Origin of the sequence: Albirhodobacter sp. R86504 (assembly GCF_042466415.1) — a bacterium.
Lineage (GTDB): Bacteria > Pseudomonadota > Alphaproteobacteria > Rhodobacterales > Rhodobacteraceae > Albirhodobacter.
Genome location: NZ_JAXHCH010000002.1, coordinates 2,513,663 through 2,531,559 on the forward strand (window position 1 = coordinate 2,513,663; position 17,897 = coordinate 2,531,559).

Annotated in this window: 16 protein-coding genes; 8 read left to right on the plus strand and 8 right to left on the minus strand. The window is 59.4% G+C overall.

The window, feature by feature from the left end; translation table 11 throughout:
- Positions 1 to 22 precede the first annotated feature (22 nt).
- The 5 genes from SJY32_RS14135 to SJY32_RS14155 form a co-directional block, all read right to left on the minus strand.
- The gene (locus SJY32_RS14135) at positions 23 to 1,066 is read right to left on the minus strand and encodes a glycine betaine/L-proline ABC transporter ATP-binding protein (RefSeq protein WP_376876659.1); all 1,044 of its coding nucleotides are present in this window, start codon (positions 1,064 to 1,066) and stop codon (positions 23 to 25) included.
- A complete protein-coding gene (locus SJY32_RS14140) occupies positions 1,059 to 1,970 on the minus strand; it encodes an ABC transporter permease (RefSeq protein WP_376877765.1) in 912 nt (303 codons plus the stop codon). Before SJY32_RS14140 ends, SJY32_RS14135 begins: the two co-directional genes overlap by 8 nt.
- 70 nt (positions 1,971 to 2,040) lie before the next feature.
- Positions 2,041 to 3,039 carry a glycine betaine ABC transporter substrate-binding protein gene (locus tag SJY32_RS14145; protein ID WP_376876662.1) on the minus strand — a complete coding sequence of 333 codons (999 nt, stop codon included), beginning with the start codon at positions 3,037 to 3,039 and terminating at the stop codon, positions 2,041 to 2,043.
- A 358-nt stretch (positions 3,040 to 3,397) separates the two neighbouring features.
- The gene (gene cydB, locus SJY32_RS14150) at positions 3,398 to 4,414 is read right to left on the minus strand and encodes a cytochrome d ubiquinol oxidase subunit II (RefSeq protein WP_376876665.1); all 1,017 of its coding nucleotides are present in this window, start codon (positions 4,412 to 4,414) and stop codon (positions 3,398 to 3,400) included.
- Positions 4,411 to 5,814: a cytochrome ubiquinol oxidase subunit I gene (locus SJY32_RS14155; RefSeq protein WP_376876668.1), complete on the minus strand. Its 1,404-nt coding sequence runs from the start codon at positions 5,812 to 5,814 to the stop codon at positions 4,411 to 4,413. Before SJY32_RS14155 ends, cydB begins: the two co-directional genes overlap by 4 nt.
- Positions 5,815 to 6,029: 215 nt before the next feature.
- On the opposite strand from SJY32_RS14155, the gene SJY32_RS14160 reads away from it, so the two are divergent.
- The 6 genes from SJY32_RS14160 (at position 6,030) to arsJ (ending at position 10,957) form a co-directional block, all read left to right on the plus strand.
- The gene (locus SJY32_RS14160; protein WP_376876671.1) at positions 6,030 to 6,875 is read left to right on the plus strand and encodes a fumarylacetoacetate hydrolase family protein; all 846 of its coding nucleotides are present in this window, start codon (positions 6,030 to 6,032) and stop codon (positions 6,873 to 6,875) included.
- Positions 6,876 to 7,074: 199 nt separating this feature from the next.
- A complete protein-coding gene (locus SJY32_RS14165; RefSeq protein WP_376876674.1) occupies positions 7,075 to 7,278 on the plus strand; it encodes a PLD nuclease N-terminal domain-containing protein in 204 nt (67 codons plus the stop codon).
- A 275-nt stretch (positions 7,279 to 7,553) separates the two neighbouring features.
- Positions 7,554 to 7,751 (plus strand): CsbD family protein, encoded by a 198-nt coding sequence (locus SJY32_RS14170; RefSeq protein ID WP_376876677.1) that lies wholly within the window; start codon positions 7,554 to 7,556, stop codon positions 7,749 to 7,751.
- Positions 7,752 to 7,905: 154 nt separating this feature from the next.
- Positions 7,906 to 8,757: a helix-turn-helix domain-containing protein gene (locus SJY32_RS14175; protein ID WP_376876680.1), complete on the plus strand. Its 852-nt coding sequence runs from the start codon at positions 7,906 to 7,908 to the stop codon at positions 8,755 to 8,757.
- Positions 8,754 to 9,752, plus strand: coding sequence for an ArsJ-associated glyceraldehyde-3-phosphate dehydrogenase (locus SJY32_RS14180; RefSeq protein ID WP_376876683.1), 999 nt, complete (start codon positions 8,754 to 8,756; stop codon positions 9,750 to 9,752). The genes SJY32_RS14175 and SJY32_RS14180 overlap by 4 nt, the downstream gene beginning before the upstream one ends.
- Positions 9,695 to 10,957 carry an organoarsenical effux MFS transporter ArsJ gene (gene arsJ, locus SJY32_RS14185; protein WP_376876686.1) on the plus strand — a complete coding sequence of 421 codons (1,263 nt, stop codon included), beginning with the start codon at positions 9,695 to 9,697 and terminating at the stop codon, positions 10,955 to 10,957. Before SJY32_RS14180 ends, arsJ begins: the two co-directional genes overlap by 58 nt.
- On the opposite strand, the gene SJY32_RS14190 is transcribed toward arsJ, so the two are convergent.
- Complete coding sequence (locus SJY32_RS14190; protein WP_376876688.1) at positions 10,929 to 11,621, minus strand: arylesterase; 693 nt, start codon at positions 11,619 to 11,621, stop codon at positions 10,929 to 10,931. The two genes, arsJ and SJY32_RS14190, sit on opposite strands and share 29 nt — an antisense overlap.
- A 28-nt stretch (positions 11,622 to 11,649) precedes the next feature.
- On the opposite strand from SJY32_RS14190, the gene SJY32_RS14195 reads away from it, so the two are divergent.
- Together SJY32_RS14195 and SJY32_RS14200 are read left to right on the plus strand one after the other, a co-directional pair.
- On the plus strand, positions 11,650 to 12,345 hold the full coding sequence (locus SJY32_RS14195; protein WP_376876691.1) for an ABC transporter ATP-binding protein: 696 nt from the start codon (positions 11,650 to 11,652) through the stop codon (positions 12,343 to 12,345).
- On the plus strand, positions 12,342 to 14,864 hold the full coding sequence (locus SJY32_RS14200) for an ABC transporter permease (RefSeq protein ID WP_376876694.1): 2,523 nt from the start codon (positions 12,342 to 12,344) through the stop codon (positions 14,862 to 14,864). Before SJY32_RS14195 ends, SJY32_RS14200 begins: the two co-directional genes overlap by 4 nt.
- Positions 14,865 to 14,949: 85 nt before the next feature.
- Here the strand turns inward: SJY32_RS14200 and SJY32_RS14205 are convergent, their stop codons facing one another.
- On the minus strand, positions 14,950 to 16,098 hold the full coding sequence (locus tag SJY32_RS14205) for an OpgC family protein (protein ID WP_376876697.1): 1,149 nt from the start codon (positions 16,096 to 16,098) through the stop codon (positions 14,950 to 14,952).
- 1 nt (position 16,099) lies between these two features.
- Positions 16,100 to 17,896, minus strand: coding sequence for a glucans biosynthesis glucosyltransferase MdoH (gene mdoH / locus SJY32_RS14210; RefSeq protein ID WP_376876700.1), 1,797 nt, complete (start codon positions 17,894 to 17,896; stop codon positions 16,100 to 16,102).
- Between the last annotated feature and the right edge of the window lies 1 nt (position 17,897).

Genomic DNA, 17,897 nt, shown 5'->3' on the forward strand with positions numbered 1-17,897 from the left:
TTTTCAGCGGTAGTATGGCGCCTTAGGCGGCGACGTCGCTCGGGGTAACCATCGCGCGCAAAATGGTGGCGCTGTCGATGACACCAACGTTCTCGCCCTTTTTGTTCAAGACTTGGGCGACATCCACCCCGGCCTCAGACATTGCGCGGGCAACTTTCTCAATGACGGTGGCGCCTTTGATCGTGAATGGCGGCATCTCCTCGCCTTCATTCATCGGCCGTGCGAGACGATCCGCGCGGATCACGCGGCCGCGATTCACTTCGCGTACGAACTCGGCAATATAGTCATTCGCAGGCCGCAGAACGATATCCTGCCCTGTGCCGACCTGCTCCATCTTCCCATCGCGCAAAATGGCGATGCTGTCGCCCAAGCGCAGCGCCTCATCGAGGTCATGCGTGATAAAGATGATCGTCTTTTGCAACTCGTCTTGCAGTTCAAGAAGAACCTTTTGCATATCCATCCGGATCAGTGGGTCCAAGGCCGAGAAGGCCTCGTCCATCAACAAGATATCCGCATCGTTGGCCAGCGCGCGCGCAAGGCCGACGCGCTGTTGCATCCCGCCGGACAGCTGTTTGGGGTAGTAATCCTCAAACCCTGTCAAACCGACGCGATCAATCCATTTGCGTGCAATCGGCTCCGCTTCTTCACGCGACATGCCACGGATATCAAGCCCGTAGCAGGTGTTCTCCAACACGGTGCGGTGGGGCAAAAGTCCGAACTTCTGGAAGACCATGGCCGTTTTTTCGCGGCGGAAGGCTCGTAATTCGGTGGGGCCCATCGCGACGACATCACGACCTTCATACAGGATTTCGCCCGCGGTTGGCTCGATCAACCCATTGATATGACGGATTAGGGTTGATTTACCCGAGCCGGACAGGCCCATGATCACCGAAATCTGACCCGGCTCGATATCGAGATTGATGTTTTGCAAACCCAGCACGTGGTTGTGCTTGTCGTTAAGCTCTTCCTTCGTCATCCCCGTTTTCACGGCTTTGATATAGCGCTCGGGATGCGCGCCAAAGATTTTATATAGGCTGCGGATCTGGATGCCTGAACGTTCAGTCATGGCCAACCTCCGTATGTTTTTGCAGACGTTTGCCGAAGGCTTGGCTGGTGCGGTCGAAGATGATCGCAATCGCGGCGAGCGCGAAGCCGTTTAGGAAGCCGACGGTGAAATATTGGTTCGTGATTGCTTGCAGGACGTTTTTGCCCAAACCTCCAACACCAACCATCGAGGCTACAACGACCATCGAAAGCGACATCATAATGGTCTGGTTCACCCCCGTCATGATCGTCGGAAGCGAGAGCGGCAGCTGAACCCCAAAGAGCTTTTGCTTGCGGTCCGCGCCGAACGCATCCGCGGCCTCAATAACTTCGCGGTCCACGAGGCGGATACCAAGGTTCGTGAGGCGGATCATCGGCGGCACGGCGTAGATCACAACAGCGATAAGCCCCGGGACCTTCCCGATGCCGAAAATCACAACCACCGGAATAAGATAAACGAAGGATGGCATCGTTTGCATCAGGTCTAGAACAGGCGAAAGGAAGCTCTGAAAACGATCCGAGCGGGCCATCAAAATACCGAGTGGCAGGCCAATCAAGATTGCGATGAATGTCGCAACCGTGACCATCGCAAGGGTCGTCATCGTATCTTCCCAAAGGCCGAATACGCCGATCAGCGCCATCGCGATCGATGTGCCGAGGACGGTTTGCCATTGGCGTGAGCCAAGCCAGACAATCACGAGCAAGATGACCATGACCAACAGCCATGGCGCGTTGGTGAACGCATCTTCAAGACCATTGAGGAACAGCTGCATTGGAGCTGTCGCGGTATCGATCAGATCGGAGTATTGCCTCACGATCCCTCTGAAGCCATCATCAATGCCCTTCCGCAGCACTCGCAACGAGCTATTGGGAAGGGAGGGGAACTCACACAGGACCTCGGGCAAACCCCAGCAACTGGCCATTATTAAATCTCCGGATTAGGAAAAGAAAAAGGCGCGCGAAGTTCGTCCGCGCGCCTTGAGATGTAACTGTCGATTACAGCTCTGCTGCAACTTTTTCAGCAACATCGGCCGGAAGCCAAGCGCTCCACATATCCTTGTGGTTCTCAAGGAAGTAGTAGGCGGTGTCTTCGTTCGAGCCTTGGTTGTCGTCTTTCCACGCAAGGATCTTGCCAACCGTTTGGTTGTCCCACTTACGGGTCGTTACGTAATCCATCGCGACGCCAGCCTTCTCGGAGAAGCCTTTGGTGACAACGGTGAACACATCAGAGACAGGGTAGGCGTTCGGCTTGGGATCGGCACAATCGGCCTGCGAGATGCAGCTATCCCATGCCTCTTTGTCGTTCGGCACACCCCAATCGAGCGCGACCATCTCGTATTTACCGAGAACCGATGTCGGAGCCCAATAGTAGCCCAACCAGCCTTGTTCACGCTCATACGCGTTGGCGATCGAGCCGTCGAGGCCTGCAGCCGAACCGGTATCGATCAGATCGAAGCCTTTTTCTTCAGCGCCGTAAGCGTCGTAGAGGTTCTGGGTGGAAATTTGACAGTTCCAGCCTGCCGGGCAGTTATAGATCCCGCCACGCGAAGCGTCTTCCGGTGCTGGGAACAGCTCAGGATGCGCGAGCGCGTCTTCAACGGTTTTGATATCAGGATGCGCATCCGCGATATATTTCGGGATCCACCAGCCTTCAACGCCGCCATCTTCCAGCAAAGGCGCTGCGATGACCATGCGGTCTTCTTCCACAGCTTGGTCGAGCGCAATTTTCACCGCGTTGACCCAAAGCTCTGGCGCCATGTCGGGTTCGGCTTTTTCGTTCATCGATGTGAACGTTGGCATCGTGTCGCCCGTCACCAGCTCGACGTCGCAATCGTAGCCGGCTTCGAGGATGATCTTATCGACCCACGCCGCAACACCTGCGGACGCCCAGTTCATTTCCGCGATCGATACCGAACCACAGTCTTCAGCGAGGGCTGGAGCCGCGAGGGCGGTGAAAGAAGCCGAAACAAGAATTTTGGCAAGATTGGCCTTCATAGGGTTACTCCTGTCTTGCAGTTTATGAATAGGCTCTCCCGCTTACTGCGCGGCGAGAGGGCAATACTACGTGCCCTGACATATGGTCGGGCAATTGCGTAACGTGTTGAAACGACGCAAATGTCTCTAAAAGCGACATTGAGGATGTCGTAAACGGAAAGTCCTCTGCGGGCAACGGGTTTTCGATGATGGTAGGGGACGCAAACGGATAGGCTTTGGGTATTGTTGATGAGACGCTACGTCACCACGACCCGCACGTCAATTTTTGCGTAAATTTTAGGCGATTTATGAAAAATGGCCCGCGAATAAGCTTCGCAGGCCACGCATTTTGATATGCCGGGCGCAGGGCGCGGCGCCATTAGTAGTGGTGATCGATGCTGCTCTTCCCGCGAAATACCCAGTAGGCGTAGGCGGTATAGGCGAGAATGATTGGTAAGAGGACGGATGCACCCACCAAGAGGAAACCGAGCGAGCTGTCGGGCGCGGCGGCCTGACGGATCGTAATCGAGTGCGGCACGATATAAGGTGCCACGGACAGGCCAAGCCCTGCAAAGCTGATCACGAAGATACCGATCCCCGCCAGATAGGCCTTCAGCCCCGCACCTGAATTGATGTCTCGCAGGTATAGCCACGCAGAGGCCAGAACCAGCACCGGCATCAGGCCGGATAGGATGAGGCCCGGCCAGACGAACCAACGCTCATAATACACGGGGTTCAGGAGGGGTGTCGCCAGCGAAGCAATCGCGATAAAGATGACCGTCGCAGACAGGGCCTTGCGCCCGATGCTCCGGGCGAATTCTGCTGTCGGACCATCCGCCTTAAGCGCGAGCCACGCGGCCCCGAGCATCACATAGCCTGCCACGAGAGCGAGCGCGGTCATGAGCGCGAAAGGTGTTGCCCAATCCCAAACCGAGCCTGCGAACACGCGGCCTTCGATCTTCGGCCCTTGCAAGAGACCGCCCAGAATTGCGCCTTGGGCCAAGGTCGCGGTCAGGGAGCCCGCGAAGAACGAGGCATCCCAGAGCACTTTCCAGTTTTTCGTTTTTCCACGGAATTCAAAAGCGACACCGCGAAAGACAAGCGCGAGCAGCATGATGATGATCGGCACATAAAGCGCATTCAGGACCACCCCGTAGGCCAAAGGGAACACCGCCAACAAACCGCCCCCGCCGAGCACGAGCCATGTCTCATTCCCGTCCCAGATCGGCGCGATCGTATCCATGGCCATCGTGCGCTCGTCCTCGTGTTTGAAGAAGGGGAACAAGATCCCGATCCCCAAATCAAACCCGTCAAGAACAACATAGGTTAGCACCGCGAAGGCAATCAGCCCTGCCCAAATCTCCGGCAAGCCGAATTGTGCAAACATGGCGGTCATTCGTGGGCCTCCTTCTCGTCGGTTGTCACATCCTGAATAGGTGCCGCGCGACCTGCGGCATGTGTCGGCGTATTCTCCAAAGGCACCGGATTAGCAGGTCCGCGGTGCATCAGGCGAAGGACGTAGACCGTACCTGCCCCGAACAGGCAGAAATAAACGATCACGAAGGCGGTAAGAGAGGCCGATACTGTCGCCGCGTCGAGCGTCGAGGCGGACTCGTCGGTTCGCATCAAGCCATAGATCGTCCATGGTTGGCGGCCGACTTCGGTTGTAATCCACCCCGCCAGCACAGCAGCAAAGCCAGCAGGCCCCATCATCAGCGTCGCCCAGTGGAACGAGCGGGTGCTCGCGATGCGTTTGCGCCACATCAAATAGCCACCCCAAGCGCCGAGGCCCAGCATCGCAAACCCAAGACCGACCATCACACGGAAGGACCAGAACACAATCTCCATCGGCGGGCGCTCATTGGCGGGGAAATCGCCCAATCCGGGAACTTCGCCATCAAGCGAATGCGTGAGGATAAGCGCCGAAGCGTAGGGGATCTCGATCTTGAAACGGGTTTCTTCGGCTTGATCGTCAGGCAACCCGAACAAGATGAGCCCCGCGCCCGCCTTCGTTTCCCAGTGCCCCTCCATCGCGGCGATTTTAGCCGGTTGGTGTTCCAGCGTGTTGAGGCCATGCGCATCCCCTGCGAGGATCTGAAGCGGGGCGACGACGATCAGCATGCCGATTGCCATCCGCAGCATCACCCGCGCCGCCTCATCGCGCACTCCGCGCAGAAGCTGCCATGCCGCCGTTGCCGCGACGACCAGCGCGGTCGTCAAATAGGCGGCCAGCAACATATGCGTCAGGCGATAGGGGAAGGACGGGTTGAAGACGATTTTAATCCAGTCCTCAGGAACGAACTGCCCGACCTCATTGATCGAGTAGCCCTGCGGTGTCTGCATCCACGAGTTCACCGACAAAATCCAGAACGCCGATGCAAATGTGCCGATGGCAACCATCAACGTGGCGCCCATGTAGATTTTGGGCGAGACGCGCTTACGTCCGAAGAGCAAGATGCCAAGGAAGCCCGCTTCAAGGAAGAAGGCGGAGAGCACTTCATACCCCATAAGTGGCCCGATGATCGGTCCCGCTCGATCCGAGAATACGGCCCAGTTCGTGCCGAACTGGTAGGACATCACAATGCCCGATACGACGCCCATCCCGAAGACGACCGCAAAGATATGCTTCCAGAATTCGAAAATCCGCGCGTAAACCTCGCGCCCCGTCCACATATGCAGACCTTCCAGCACCGCTAGATAGGATGCGAGGCCGATTGTGAACGCGGGAAAGATGATATGCGCCGAAACCACAAAGGCGAACTGGATACGCGCGAGCTCAAGTGCCGAGAAATCCATCAGTCGTCTCCATTCAATTATGACGCAAGACCTATAGCAACGCGTACCACTGTCCAGTGTGACAGGTTGGCACGTGGCATGTTGGCACAGCGACCTCGTGTCGCCAACCCGTAGCGGGGGCTTGCACAACTTGCCTTCAGCCCGTTGCACGGGTCTAGTCACCGGATCAATCCAGCAGGGGCGAGAGGCTCCGCAGAGCATGAAAGGGGAAGCGCATGAAGCTGCTACGTCACGGAGAAATAGGTCGAGAGAAGCCGGGAATGATCGGGGACGACGGCGTCATGCGCGACCTCACAGGCATCGTCCCAGATATTGGCGGGGAGGTTTTGTCTGAGGCTGGTCTTGAGAAGTTGCGGGCGATCAATCCGTCGCACTTGCCCGTTGTTCCCGCGTCGACGCGGCTCGGGCCTTGTGTTGCGGGCACCGGCAAGATGATTTGTATCGGCCTCAACTACGCGGATCATGCCGCCGAGGCGGGAATGGCGGTCCCGCCCGAACCCGTTGTTTTCATGAAGGCGACGTCCGCGATCTGCGGGCCGAACGATCCGATCTTGCTGCCGCGTGGGTCAGAGAAAACCGACTGGGAGGTGGAACTTGCGATCATCATTGGCACGAAGGCAAAATACGTCTCGCAAGAAGATGCGATGAGCTATGTCGCAGGCTTTACCGTGGCCAATGACGTGTCCGAGCGCGCGTATCAGATTGAGGGTTCCGGCCAGTGGACGAAGGGCAAGAGTTGCGACACCTTCGGCCCGCTCGGGCCGTGGTTGGTGACGCGCGATGAAATCGCGGACCCGCAAGCCCTTGAGCTTTGGCTAAAGGTTAACGGCGAGTATATGCAGCGCGGCTCGACACGCACGATGGTCTACGGGGCCGCCTATGTCGTGGCGTATCTCTCAAACTTCATGACGCTTCATCCGGGCGATGTTATCTCAACGGGCACGCCGCCAGGCGTGGGGGTGGGCATGAAGCCGGCGCGCTACCTGCGCAAAGGCGACATCGTCGAGCTCGGCGTGGAGGGGTTGGGCGTGCAACGGCAAGAGGTTCAGGCGGAGGGGTAATCGCGGCGTTTTGGGGCGGGAAATGGCTATCGGTGAGGCGCTTCAACTCGTATGTCAGGCAACGGATCAGGCTTTCGTGATCATCCTCGCGCTGGCGGATAAGGAACTTTTTGCGCCTTGAGCGAGTTTCTTTCGTGAAACGGGTCGTATCTCCGGCCTCCGCAATTGCCCGCGTCAGGGCATCCGAAAGGAGCAATCCATGTTTGAACTTTCTGGCCTTGGTGGCCTTCTTCTGCTCGCGCTTGACCTCTGGGCGCTCGTCTCGATCTTTGGCTCGCGTGAGAGCACGGGCGCAAAAGTCTTGTGGTCACTCCTCGTGATCGTCCTGCCGCTGCTCGGCTTCCTGATCTGGCTTATCGCTGGTCCGGGCCGTTCGTCGGCAACACATAATCGCCGTATCTAAACGCGGTAAACTCTTTGGCCTTTAAGGGCTAATAGGTTGAGGGGAGGCAGAGGTGTCGCGGTTACGCGGCCCTCTGCCTCCCCTTCTTTTTTATTGGTCGCGGCGTCGCAGACGCGGGGCAGAGGCGGGTCGGCGCATCGCACCTTCACCCGCTCTCGTCGCCGGTCACATCGCAAAATTCGCGCGGCCTGAAGGAACTATTTGCAGCGCTGCGGGTTGGTATGATGAAGCAGCGACAAACGCGCTGCACCATTTTGACGGAAAAGGAGACTGTTATGAATCTTGATCAAGTCGAAGGCAAATGGAAGCAACTCAAGGGTTCGGCCAAAATCAAATGGGGCGAGCTCACGGATGATGACCTTGATAAAGTTGAGGGCAGCGCCGAGCGCCTCGCAGGTGTTTTGCAAGAACGGTATGGCAAGACCAAGGAAGAGGCCGACGCGGAAGTTGATACCTTCTTCAAGGACGCCTGATCGCAGTCGCGGCACAATCGCCGCGCACTGCAATCCTACTGACATAATGCGTTGATACGAAGAGGCGGCCTGCGGGTCGCCTCTTTTGCTATGCGCACCTGCCGAGAGCTGAATCAGTCTTGCGACTCGTCTTTAATTCCAATATACGTGAATTATGGAAGAATTAGCCGTTACCCAATTCGCGACCCTTGGCCATCCGCAACGCCTCGCGGTGTTTCGTTTGTTGATGCGTCACTATCCCGAACCGATGACCGCCGGCGACATCGCCGCGGCGATGTCGGTAAAACCATCGACCTTGTCCGTCTATCTCGCGGCCTTGCGCCAGTCGGGCTTGATCACGCAAGAGCGTGCCGGAACATCTCTCCTGTATCGCACCAACATCAGCGGCACCGAGGCGCTCGTGAGCTACCTCGTCGAGGATTGCTGCCGCGCCCGCCCGCAGATCTGTCGATCCGCCGCTCCACAAAATGCGGCCCTTTCAGTCACTTCTTGCTCCGATGAGGAAAAGCCTATGACACGGAAGTTCAACGTCTTGTTCTTGTGCTCTGCAAACTCCGCGCGCTCGATCATGGCCGAAAGTATTTTGCGCGCGCAAGGCGAGCAGTTTAACGCATTTTCGGCGGGAACGAGGCCGTCGGTCTTGAACCCTGATGCGGTCGCGTTGCTCGAAAGCAAGGGGCATTCGATGGCGAACCTGCGGTCCAAATCGATGGACGAGTTCCGCGCGCCGGACGCGCCGCAAATGGATTTTGTCTTCACTGTTTGCGATCAGGCCGCGAATGAGGAATGCCCCGCATGGCCGGGTCAGCCGATCAGCGGCCATTGGGGGCAGCCTGATCCCGTTAAAGCGACGGGCACCGACGCTGAACGGGCTTTGGCGTTCCAAACCGCCTACGGTATTTTGAAACATCGTATCGCTGCGTTCGTGGCGCTGCCCTTTGAGACCCTCGACCGGATGTCGCTGCAAACTCGTGTCGATGAAATTGCCCAAATGAGGCCAGAATGACCAAATACGCACTCAACGGCCTTGGCCGCATCGGCAAACTCGCGATCCGGTCGCTGATCGAGCAGGGCGCGGAGATCGTGTTCCTCAATGACGCTGTGGGCGATGCCGAAATGCACGCGCATCTGTTGGAATTTGACACGGTGCATGGGCGTTGGAAGGCCGAATTTGGCCATGCCGACGGCGAGATCACGATCAACGGCCATAAAATGGCGATGTATAATGCCAAACGGATTGAGGATTTGCCGCTGGTTGGCATCGACGTGGTCATTGATTGCACGGGTAAATTCAAAACCGCCGAGGCGCTCGCGCCGTATTTCGCGGCGGGGGTGAAAAAGGTCGTCGTCTCCGCGCCGGTGAAGGAGGATGAGGCCGCCAATATCGTCTACGGCGTCAATCACGACATTTATGATCCTGCCAAGCAACGGATCATCACGGCGGCGTCTTGCACGACCAATTGCCTCGCGCCGGTGGTGAAGGTGATCCATGAGGGGCTGGGGATCAAACACGGCTCGATCACCACGATCCATGATGTGACCAACACGCAAACGATGGTGGATCGCCCCGCGAAAGATCTGCGCCGTGCGCGCTCTGCCCTCAATTCCCTGATCCCGACGACGACCGGCTCGGCCACCGCGATCACCCAGATTTTCCCCGAGCTGACCGGCAAGCTGAACGGCCATGCGGTGCGGGTGCCGTTGCTGAATGCGTCGCTGACCGATTGCGTGTTTGAGGTGGCGCGGGAGACGACGGTGGAGGAGGTCAATGCGTTGCTGAAATCTGCCGCAGACGGGCCGCTTAAAGGCATCCTCGGCTATGAAACGCGGCCTTTGGTCTCGGCCGATTACACCAATGACGACCGCTCCTCGATCATTGATGCGCCCTCCACGATGGTCATCAACGGCACGCAGGTCAAACTCTACGCGTGGTATGATAATGAATGGGGCTATGCGATGCGCTTGGCGGATGTGGCGCGGATGGTGGGGGCGTCACTCTAATGGCCGCCTATTTCGCCGTCACCGCCGCCTATTGGGCGTTTATGCTGACCGATGGCGCGCTGCGGATGCTGGTGTTGCTGCATTTCCACGAGCTGGGCTATTCCCCCGTCACGCTGGCCTATCTGTTTGTGCTCTACGAGATCGCTGGGGTGGTCACCAACCTCGCGGCGGGGTGGATTGCGGCGCGGTTCGGGCTGAATTCCACGCTTTATGCGGGGCTTGCGTTGCAGATCGTGGCGCTGGTGGCCTTGGCGCAGGTGGGCGTCAGTTCGATTGCGCTGATCATGATCGTCCAAGGGCTGTCGGGGGTGGCGAAGGATCTGGCGAAGATGTCGTCGAAATCGGCGGTCAAGGTGCTCGCGCCTGACGGAGACGGTAGCTTGTTTCGCTGGGTCGCGGTGCTGACCGGATCGAAAAACGCGGTGAAGGGGCTGGGGTTCTTGCTGGGCGCGGTGCTGCTTGGCTGGCTCGGGTTCAACGCCTCGCTTTATGCGATGGCTTTGGGGCTGGGCGTGATCTTGCTGCTGGTTGCGGTGTGGATGCCCGACGGCATGCCGCGCGGGATGAAGGGCGTCAAATTCGGCGAGGTGATCTCGCGCAACCGCAATATCAACTGGCTTTCGCTGTCGCGGGTGTTCTTGTTCGGGGCGCGCGATGTGTGGTTTGTGGTTGGTATCCCGATCTATTTCTACGCGGTGCTCTCGGATGGCACGGCGGCGGGCAACCGCGCGGCGTTCTTCATGATCGGGACGTTTATGGCGGTCTGGACGATCCTTTACGGCGCCGTGCAGGCCTATGCGCCAAAGATTCTGCGGCGTGAAAACCATGTGCGGGCGGCGGCGCGCTGGGCGGGGTTTTTGGTGATCATCCCCGCCGTGCTGGCGATTGCCGCCACGCAAGATCCGGCGCCTTGGCTCACGGTGACGCTGATTGCGGGGCTGATGGTGTTCGGCGCGCTGTTTGCGGTGAATTCCGCGCTTCATTCCTATCTGATCCTCGCCTTTGCGGGGGCGGGGCGGGTCACGATGGATGTCGGGTTTTACTACATGGCCAACGCGGCGGGGCGGCTCTTGGGGACGCTCGCCTCGGGGCTTAGTTATCAGATCGGCGGCCTCCCCGCCTGCCTTGGGACGGCCGCCGTGTTCCTCGCGATCAGTGCGTTGACCGCGACCAAGCTTACGGAATCTGCTCGATCAACTGTTTGACCAGCGGGCCGATGTGCTCCACCTCCATCGCCACCCCTTCTTTGGAGGGGTGGATGCCGTCGCTTTGCATCAAGCCACGGGCCGCGCGTTCCTCGGGCGAGAAGGCCGCGAGCGGTGCGAGTTGGTTGGGGTCCATCAACACGCCATATTTTTCTGCGAGTTCGGGAAAAATCGCATCGAACTGGACGGCCCAATCCGCCCCGTAATTGGAGGGCGCCGGCAACCCGAGCAGCAAGACAGGCAGCTTCTGCCCTGTTATCTCGGCAAGTATAGCGTCCAGATTGGCGCGTGTTTCCTTCGGGTCTAGTCCGCGCAAAAGATCGTTGCCACCCAGTGCGACGACGACGGCCTTCGTCTCAGGTGTCAATGACCAAGCCACGCGCGACAACCCGCCCGATGTGGTGTCCCCACTCACACCCATATTCACCAATTGGGCCTCGACCCCCTCGGCATCAAGCCATGCCTGTAATTGCGGCACAAGGCCTTCATCTTCGGGCAAACCATAGCCTTGCGTCAAACTGTCGCCCAACATCACGACTTCTTGTGCCTGCGCGGGGGCAATCGCGGTGAAAACTCCGCTAATGAGGGCCAAAACCAGCGCACCTTGCTTGAGTGCGCTGCGCGCGGCCCCATATGCTCTTGAAGACATAGCTAAACCTTCCATTTAAACTCTCCCCAAATCTGAGGCTTCAATGACCAATCCCACCCGTGATCCTATCCTGAGCACCCGCGACTTGCGCCTGACGCTAAACGGCAACGCGGGCAAGGTGGATATTTTGCGCGGCATTACGCTCGATGTCCCGCAAGGGCGGAGTGTGGGGCTTATCGGGCCTTCGGGATCTGGCAAGTCGTCACTCCTGATGTGTCTTGGCGGGCTTGAACGGCCCACGGGCGGGACGATCCATGCGCTGGGCGCGGACCTTGCCGCGATGGGCGAGGATGCGTTGGCGCGGTTTCGTAGGGACAATATGGGTATCGTATTCCAATCCTTCCACCTTATTCCAACAATGACTGCGTTGGAGAACGTGGCGATGCCGCTGGAACTGGCGGGAGCGCAGGATGCATTTGCGCGCGCGCAGGCCGAGTTGGAAGGCGTCGGGCTTGGCGCGCGCTTGGGGCATTACCCATCGGAACTCTCGGGCGGGGAGCAACAACGCGTCGCTCTGGCGCGCGCGGTTGCGGTGCGCCCTGCGATTTTGCTGGCCGATGAACCAACCGGAAATTTGGATGCGCAAAATGGCGAGAGCATCATGGATCTGCTCTTCGGGTTACAGGAAAAACACGGCGCCACCCTTATCATGGTCACGCATGCGCCGGAACTCGCGGCGCGGTGCGATATGGTCGTGCGCATGGCCGATGGCCGTTTGGCGGAGGAGGTCCGCGTATGAGCCGTGCTTTGGCTTGGCGCATCGCCGCGCGCGAGATGCGGCACGAATTTGGGAACGGATTACGCGGGTTTCGTGTTTTCCTCGCCTGCCTGATCCTCGGGGTCGCCTCCATTGCCGCGATCGGAACTCTTCGGGAGGGCATCCGGTCTGGTTTGGCGGATCAAGGCTCTGTAATTTTGGGCGGCGACGCCGAAGTGCGGTTTGATTACCGTTCCGCGAGTGCGCAGGAGCGCGCGTGGATTGATGCGGCGGCGGAGCGCGTCGCGGAGGTCACCGAATTTCGATCCATGGCCATCGTGGGCGAGGAGCGCGTTCTGACCCAAGTGAAAGCCGTGGACGATCAGTATCCCCTCTATGGCGAGCCTGTCTTGGAACCCGCAATTGATCTCGCGCAGGCCCTCGCGCCGGTGGGCGATGTGGCTGGCGCGGTCATGGACCCTGTGTTGGCAGATCGCATGGGCCTGTCGATTGGCGATCGTTTCGCGCTGGGCGCGAGTGAGTTCCAGCTCACCGCTCGTTTGATCCGCGAGCCTGATAGCTCTGGCGCGGGGATCGGATTGGGGCCGCGCACCTTGGTGCGGAAGGTCGATCTCGCGTCCTCGGGCCTCCTCGCGCAAGGGGCGATGTTTGAAACAAACTATCGCCTCGCCCTGCCTCTCGGGACAGATCTTGATGCTGCCGAGGCACGGTTTGACGCGCAGTTTGAGGGGAGCGATATCCGCTGGCGAGATAGTCGCCGTGCGGCGGGCGGGGTTGAACGTTTCGTGAGCCGGATCAGCTCTTTCCTCGTGCTCGTCGGGCTTGCCGGGCTTGCGGTGGGCGGGGTCGGCATTGCGCAAGCGGTGCGCGCATGGGCCGAGCGGAAAACCGAAACGATTGCGACATTGAAGGCCGTCGGCGCGAGCACCAGTCTGATCCGCACCGTGTTCATGAGCCAAGTCGTGGTGATGGGGCTGATCGGCATCGCTCTGGGCGTGCTCGTGGGGGCGGGGCTGCCGGTGATTTTGTCGGGCGCGATTGCGAAGGCGCTTCCATTCCCGACCGAGATCGGTTTCGCGGCGCGTGCGGCGGGTGAGGCGGCCCTTTACGGCGCTTTGGTGACCGGCATCTTCGCGCTTTGGCCACTCGAGCGCATGATCTTGGTGCGGCCTGCGGCGCTCTACCGCGCGGCGGCCCCATTGGAGGGGCGGCCGGGCCGCGGGGCGATGCTCACCATTGTTGCCTTGGTAACAGCTTTGTTGCTCGTCGCGATCGGGCTGTCGTCACAGCCGATGCTGGCAGGGCTGACACTTCTCGGTGTCGTTGTGGCGCTTGGTCTTTTGGGACTGATCGCCTTGGGAATACGGCATCTCTCTGCGCGTCTTGCGCGGCGTGTACGCGGAAAACCGATGCTGCGCGCGGCGCTGGTTGCAATGGGCGCGGCACGGGGTGAGACGATGGCAACTGTGCTATCGCTCGGTCTCGGGTTATCGGTACTATCGAGTGTAGGTCAGGTCGATGCCGGATTGCGCGGCGCAATTGCGACGGATCTGCCAAAACTGGCGCCCGCGTATTTCATGCTCGATATTCAACCCGATCAAGTTGAGCCGTTCACCGCGCAAGTCGAGGCAACGCCCGCGGTAACGCGCATGGACACGGCGCCGATGCTGCGGGGCGTTATCACGCAGATCAATGGCCGTCCGGCGCGGGAATTCGGGGATCACTGGGTCTTGCGCGGAGACCGAGGCATTACCTATTCCGCGGAGGTCCCGGAGACGACGCCTGTGGTTGCGGGGGAATGGTGGCCTGCCGATTACGACGGCCCGCCTTTGGTTTCGTTCGCGGCGGAGGAGGCCGAAGAGATCGGCCTGACTTTGGGCGATGAGATCACGGTCAACATCCTTGGCCGCTCCTTTACCGCCGAAATCGCAAGCCTGCGCGAGGTTGATTTCTCGACGGCGGGGATGGGTTTCGTGATGGTCTTTGATCCGCAAACGCTTAAGGCCGCGCCGCATACAAGTATCGCAACGCTTTATACCGATGCGGAGGATGAGGCGATCGTTTTGCGGGCATTGGCGAAAAACTTCCCCAATGTAACAGCGATCCGTGTTCGCGACGCCATCGCACGGGTGAGCGAAGCGCTGGCGGCAATCGCGCGGGCTACCGCGCTGGCTGCTGGTGTCACCTTGCTGACGGGCTTTGCCGTTCTCATCGGCGCGGCGGCCGCAGGTGAGCGCGCGCGCGCGCGTGAGGCAGCGCTCCTTAAAGTGTTGGGAGCGAGCCGCGCAAAAATCCTCGGGTCGTTTTTGCTGCGATCGGCGTTGATGGGGCTCGCCGCGGCGCTCGTGGCTTTGGTTGTCGGGGTGACGTCGTCTTGGGCGGTGATGGTTCTTGTGATGGAGGCAAGCTATAGCTTCGCTCCGCTTCCGGCGCTGTGGATCTTGGTTGGCGGTGTGGGGGTTACATTGCTCGCGGGGATGGTATTCGCCTTGCGTCCCTTATCGGCGCGCCCTGCAGGTTTGTTAAAGGCTGGCGACTGAGCAGCACAGGCACTGGATGACACGTTATCAAAAGGGCGGCCTCGTGAGGGCCGCCCTTTTTCCGATAAATAATGTGCGTTGATCGTTAAGCAGGAGCAACCACCGGCTTTGGCGCTTTCATCTGTGCCTTGTGCCATTCCCGCGCCCGCGCCAAGGCCCATTGCAACGTCAACCCCGTCAAAATCAATGCGGTGTCTTGCCAGAAGTTCAACTCATTGGTCACCTTGATCGCCTGCCCGACAAATGCGAGCACTGTTCCGAGAGCGAACACCGGCAAGGAGTTCCGGCCCAAGGTTACGATGGGTGCAACCCAACGCGACGCGGCAAGCAGCCGGATCGGACCGGGCAGAGACAACAGATACGCCAACGACATCAGATGCAGCAGACGCGGTAGGGCAACATATGTCTTGTCCATTCCAACGACCCAGAACGGGAAGCCGTGATCCCAAAGGTAGGACATAGACTGCGCCATCGTGCGGTTCACATCTGGATGTTTGAGCCAAACAACAGAGAGCACCAGATAGGCGATCGCAAACCCAGTTAGCCATTTATTGACGGGCACAAGACGGCGGCCCTGTTTCAAACGTATGCCCGTTGCGAGGCCAAGTGCGAAGATCATGCTCCATGAAATAGGATTGAAGAACCAACCGCCCTGGGTGGGGTAATTGGGCAGATCAATGCGGAACTGCCCTGCGACGGCCCAGATGACGGTGACAGTGGCAAGCAACGCCCAAACCCGCCAGTGCGCCAGCTTGATCATCAGCGGCGCAACCGCGAGCAAGACCATATACATCGGCAAGATATTCACATAGCCGAGCTGGTGGCCCAAAGTGGGGACACCGATCAGGAAGCCAAGCATATCCTTCCCGAGCCACTGCACGTTCGCGCGCTCAAGCAAAGTATCGACACCGAAGAACTTCATCGTCGCAGCCGAGATCGCGATGGCCAGAAACGCGGTCATCACATGGACAAGATACAAAAGCCAAACGCGGCCCCAGATTTTGCCCACGGTTGGCCAGAGCGGGCGCGTCATCATGCCTATGGTGTAGGCCAGCCCAGCCGCCGCGCCTGACATAAACACGAAACCTTCTGCCGCGTCGGTAAATCCGAAATTGCGCGAGGTGAAGGTCTCGTAGATCTGGCCGGGCACATGGTTGATAAAAATCATCGCGAGGCAAAGCCCGCGGAAGAAGTCCAACCGAGGATCACGGGCCGTAAGCGGCGTCTTTGTCATTTTAAGTCCGATTCTCGTCGAGATCGATCGCGCTCCACCGCGCGAAGATCGTGTCTTGCAAGCCCATCACCGCCGCAGGAGAGGTTTCTTCGGGCGTTTTCATCAGGGCCGTTGTGCTGGGTTTCGACGTCCACGAAATGATAAAGGGCGCGAGCGACATCGGAATTCCCACAGGTAACAGCCAGAGCAGCAGCATCGGCGCGAATGTATAGGTCGCGGCCAAGCCGACAACACCAATTGTCACGATCCAGCCGGATGCGGCCCAAGCTTCTCGCAGGCTCAACCGACCATCCCCACGATTGTTGGTCGGCCAGCCGCCATCCAGACCCATCAGAACTTGGAATACGGCCCGCGCCGCAAACAGTAGATGGATTGGCGCGGTGATGGACGACAAAATGAGCTCGTTGAGCGTGGACAGGAAAGCCAAGCCCCCGCCGCCGAACCCTCTGGCGCGCCCGTCGAATGCGGCTTTGATCGCGACGAGAAGCTTTGGCAGGAGCAAAAGGCCGAAGATCCCAAGCGCCAGCGCAATTGCCTTGGCGGCTTCGTTTTGCGGGAAGATTGGGAACGGCCAGTTCGGCTCTGGGAAGTAATCCGGCTCAGGTGCGAGAAGCGGCGCGGCGATGGATGCCAGAATAAATCCGAGCCAGAACAGAGGCGCGATATAGGCCATAATGCCTTGGGCAAACACAAACCGCGACCATCCGCGCAGGCCAGGCGCGCCGATAATCCGCGCGTGCTGCAGGTTGCCCTGACACCAACGACGATCCCGCTTGGCGTGATCGATAATGTTTTCCGGACCCTCTTCGAACGATCCTTGCAGATCGTCATCGAGCCGAACGATCCAGCGCGCCCGCGCCAAAAGCGCGGCCTCCACATAATCATGGCTCATGACGTGACCGCCGAAGGGCGGCTTGCCGCGCAGCGCAGGCAGGCCGCAGCTCTCTGCAAAGGCGCGGACGCGGACCATCGCGTTATGCCCCCAAAACGGCCCCGTGGTGCCCTGCATCATGGCGAGCCCCCGCGCAAATACTGGCGAGAAGAACGACGCGGCGAATTGGCCAGCGCGGCCGAAACGCGAGCTCGCGCGGGTGACCTTTGGCAGGGTTTGCAACAGGCCGAGGCGGGGCTCCGCCTGCATCCGGCGCACCATGCGAACGATCGTTTCGCCTTCCATCAAGCTATCCGCGTCTAAAATCAGCGCGAAGTCATAGGCCGAACCGGAGCGCGAGATGAAATCCTCGATATTGCCGGCTTTCTTGCCAGTGTTTTGTTGGCGGCGGCGGTAGAAAAACCGACCGATCCCGTCACGTTCCTCAACAAGGCGGGCAAACCACAAAAGTTCTTTCTCTGCGATAGCCTCATTGCGCGTGTCGGAGAGCACGGCGAAATGGAACTCCTGCGCGCGACCGATCGCGGCGAGAGACGCATCCATCGCTGCAACGCGGGAAAATGTCGCGACGGGGTCCTCATTGTACACCGGCACGAGGATCACCGTCCGATGCGGCAGGCCGTCGGGCGCCTCCAACGCAGGTTTAGGGCGTGTCAGTAGGCCAAGAAGGCCGCCAATCGCGCCCCAAGCAAGCCAGAGCGTCGAAATCAAAATCAAGGTTGCGCGGATGTAATCCAACGCATCCAAACCATCCGCCGCGCCAAACTTAAGGAAGATGACGAAAGCTGTCGTGCCAGCGGCCAGGGCCGTGCAGATCGCAGCAATGCGGATAGCGAAAAGCGCGCCCGTGGGCGCGCGATTTATTTGCGGTTCGTGGCCGGTGCTATCCGGCGAATGCGTGGTCATT

Excerpts from the sequence above, each read along its gene's own strand:
- SJY32_RS14165 (WP_376876674.1), top strand. The coding sequence starts at position 7,075 with ATGTTTGAACTTTCTGGCCTTGGTGGCCTTCTTCTGCTCGCGCTTGAC.
- SJY32_RS14135 (WP_376876659.1), bottom strand. The coding sequence starts at position 1,066 with ATGACTGAACGTTCAGGCATCCAGATCCGCAGCCTATATAAAATCTTT.
- SJY32_RS14160 (WP_376876671.1), top strand. The coding sequence starts at position 6,030 with ATGAAGCTGCTACGTCACGGAGAAATAGGTCGAGAGAAGCCGGGAATG.
- SJY32_RS14145 (WP_376876662.1), bottom strand. The coding sequence starts at position 3,039 with ATGAAGGCCAATCTTGCCAAAATTCTTGTTTCGGCTTCTTTCACCGCC.
- mdoH (WP_376876700.1), bottom strand. The coding sequence starts at position 17,896 with ATGACCACGCATTCGCCGGATAGCACCGGCCACGAACCGCAAATAAAT.
- SJY32_RS14180 (WP_376876683.1), top strand. The coding sequence starts at position 8,754 with ATGACCAAATACGCACTCAACGGCCTTGGCCGCATCGGCAAACTCGCG.
- SJY32_RS14175 (WP_376876680.1), top strand. The coding sequence starts at position 7,906 with ATGGAAGAATTAGCCGTTACCCAATTCGCGACCCTTGGCCATCCGCAA.
- SJY32_RS14200 (WP_376876694.1), top strand. The coding sequence starts at position 12,342 with ATGAGCCGTGCTTTGGCTTGGCGCATCGCCGCGCGCGAGATGCGGCAC.
- SJY32_RS14190 (WP_376876688.1), bottom strand. The coding sequence starts at position 11,621 with ATGGAAGGTTTAGCTATGTCTTCAAGAGCATATGGGGCCGCGCGCAGC.
- SJY32_RS14195 (WP_376876691.1), top strand. The coding sequence starts at position 11,650 with ATGACCAATCCCACCCGTGATCCTATCCTGAGCACCCGCGACTTGCGC.
- SJY32_RS14155 (WP_376876668.1), bottom strand. The coding sequence starts at position 5,814 with ATGGATTTCTCGGCACTTGAGCTCGCGCGTATCCAGTTCGCCTTTGTG.
- SJY32_RS14205 (WP_376876697.1), bottom strand. The coding sequence starts at position 16,098 with ATGACAAAGACGCCGCTTACGGCCCGTGATCCTCGGTTGGACTTCTTC.
- cydB (WP_376876665.1), bottom strand. The coding sequence starts at position 4,414 with ATGACCGCCATGTTTGCACAATTCGGCTTGCCGGAGATTTGGGCAGGG.
- SJY32_RS14170 (WP_376876677.1), top strand. The coding sequence starts at position 7,554 with ATGAATCTTGATCAAGTCGAAGGCAAATGGAAGCAACTCAAGGGTTCG.
- arsJ (WP_376876686.1), top strand. The coding sequence starts at position 9,695 with ATGGGGCTATGCGATGCGCTTGGCGGATGTGGCGCGGATGGTGGGGGC.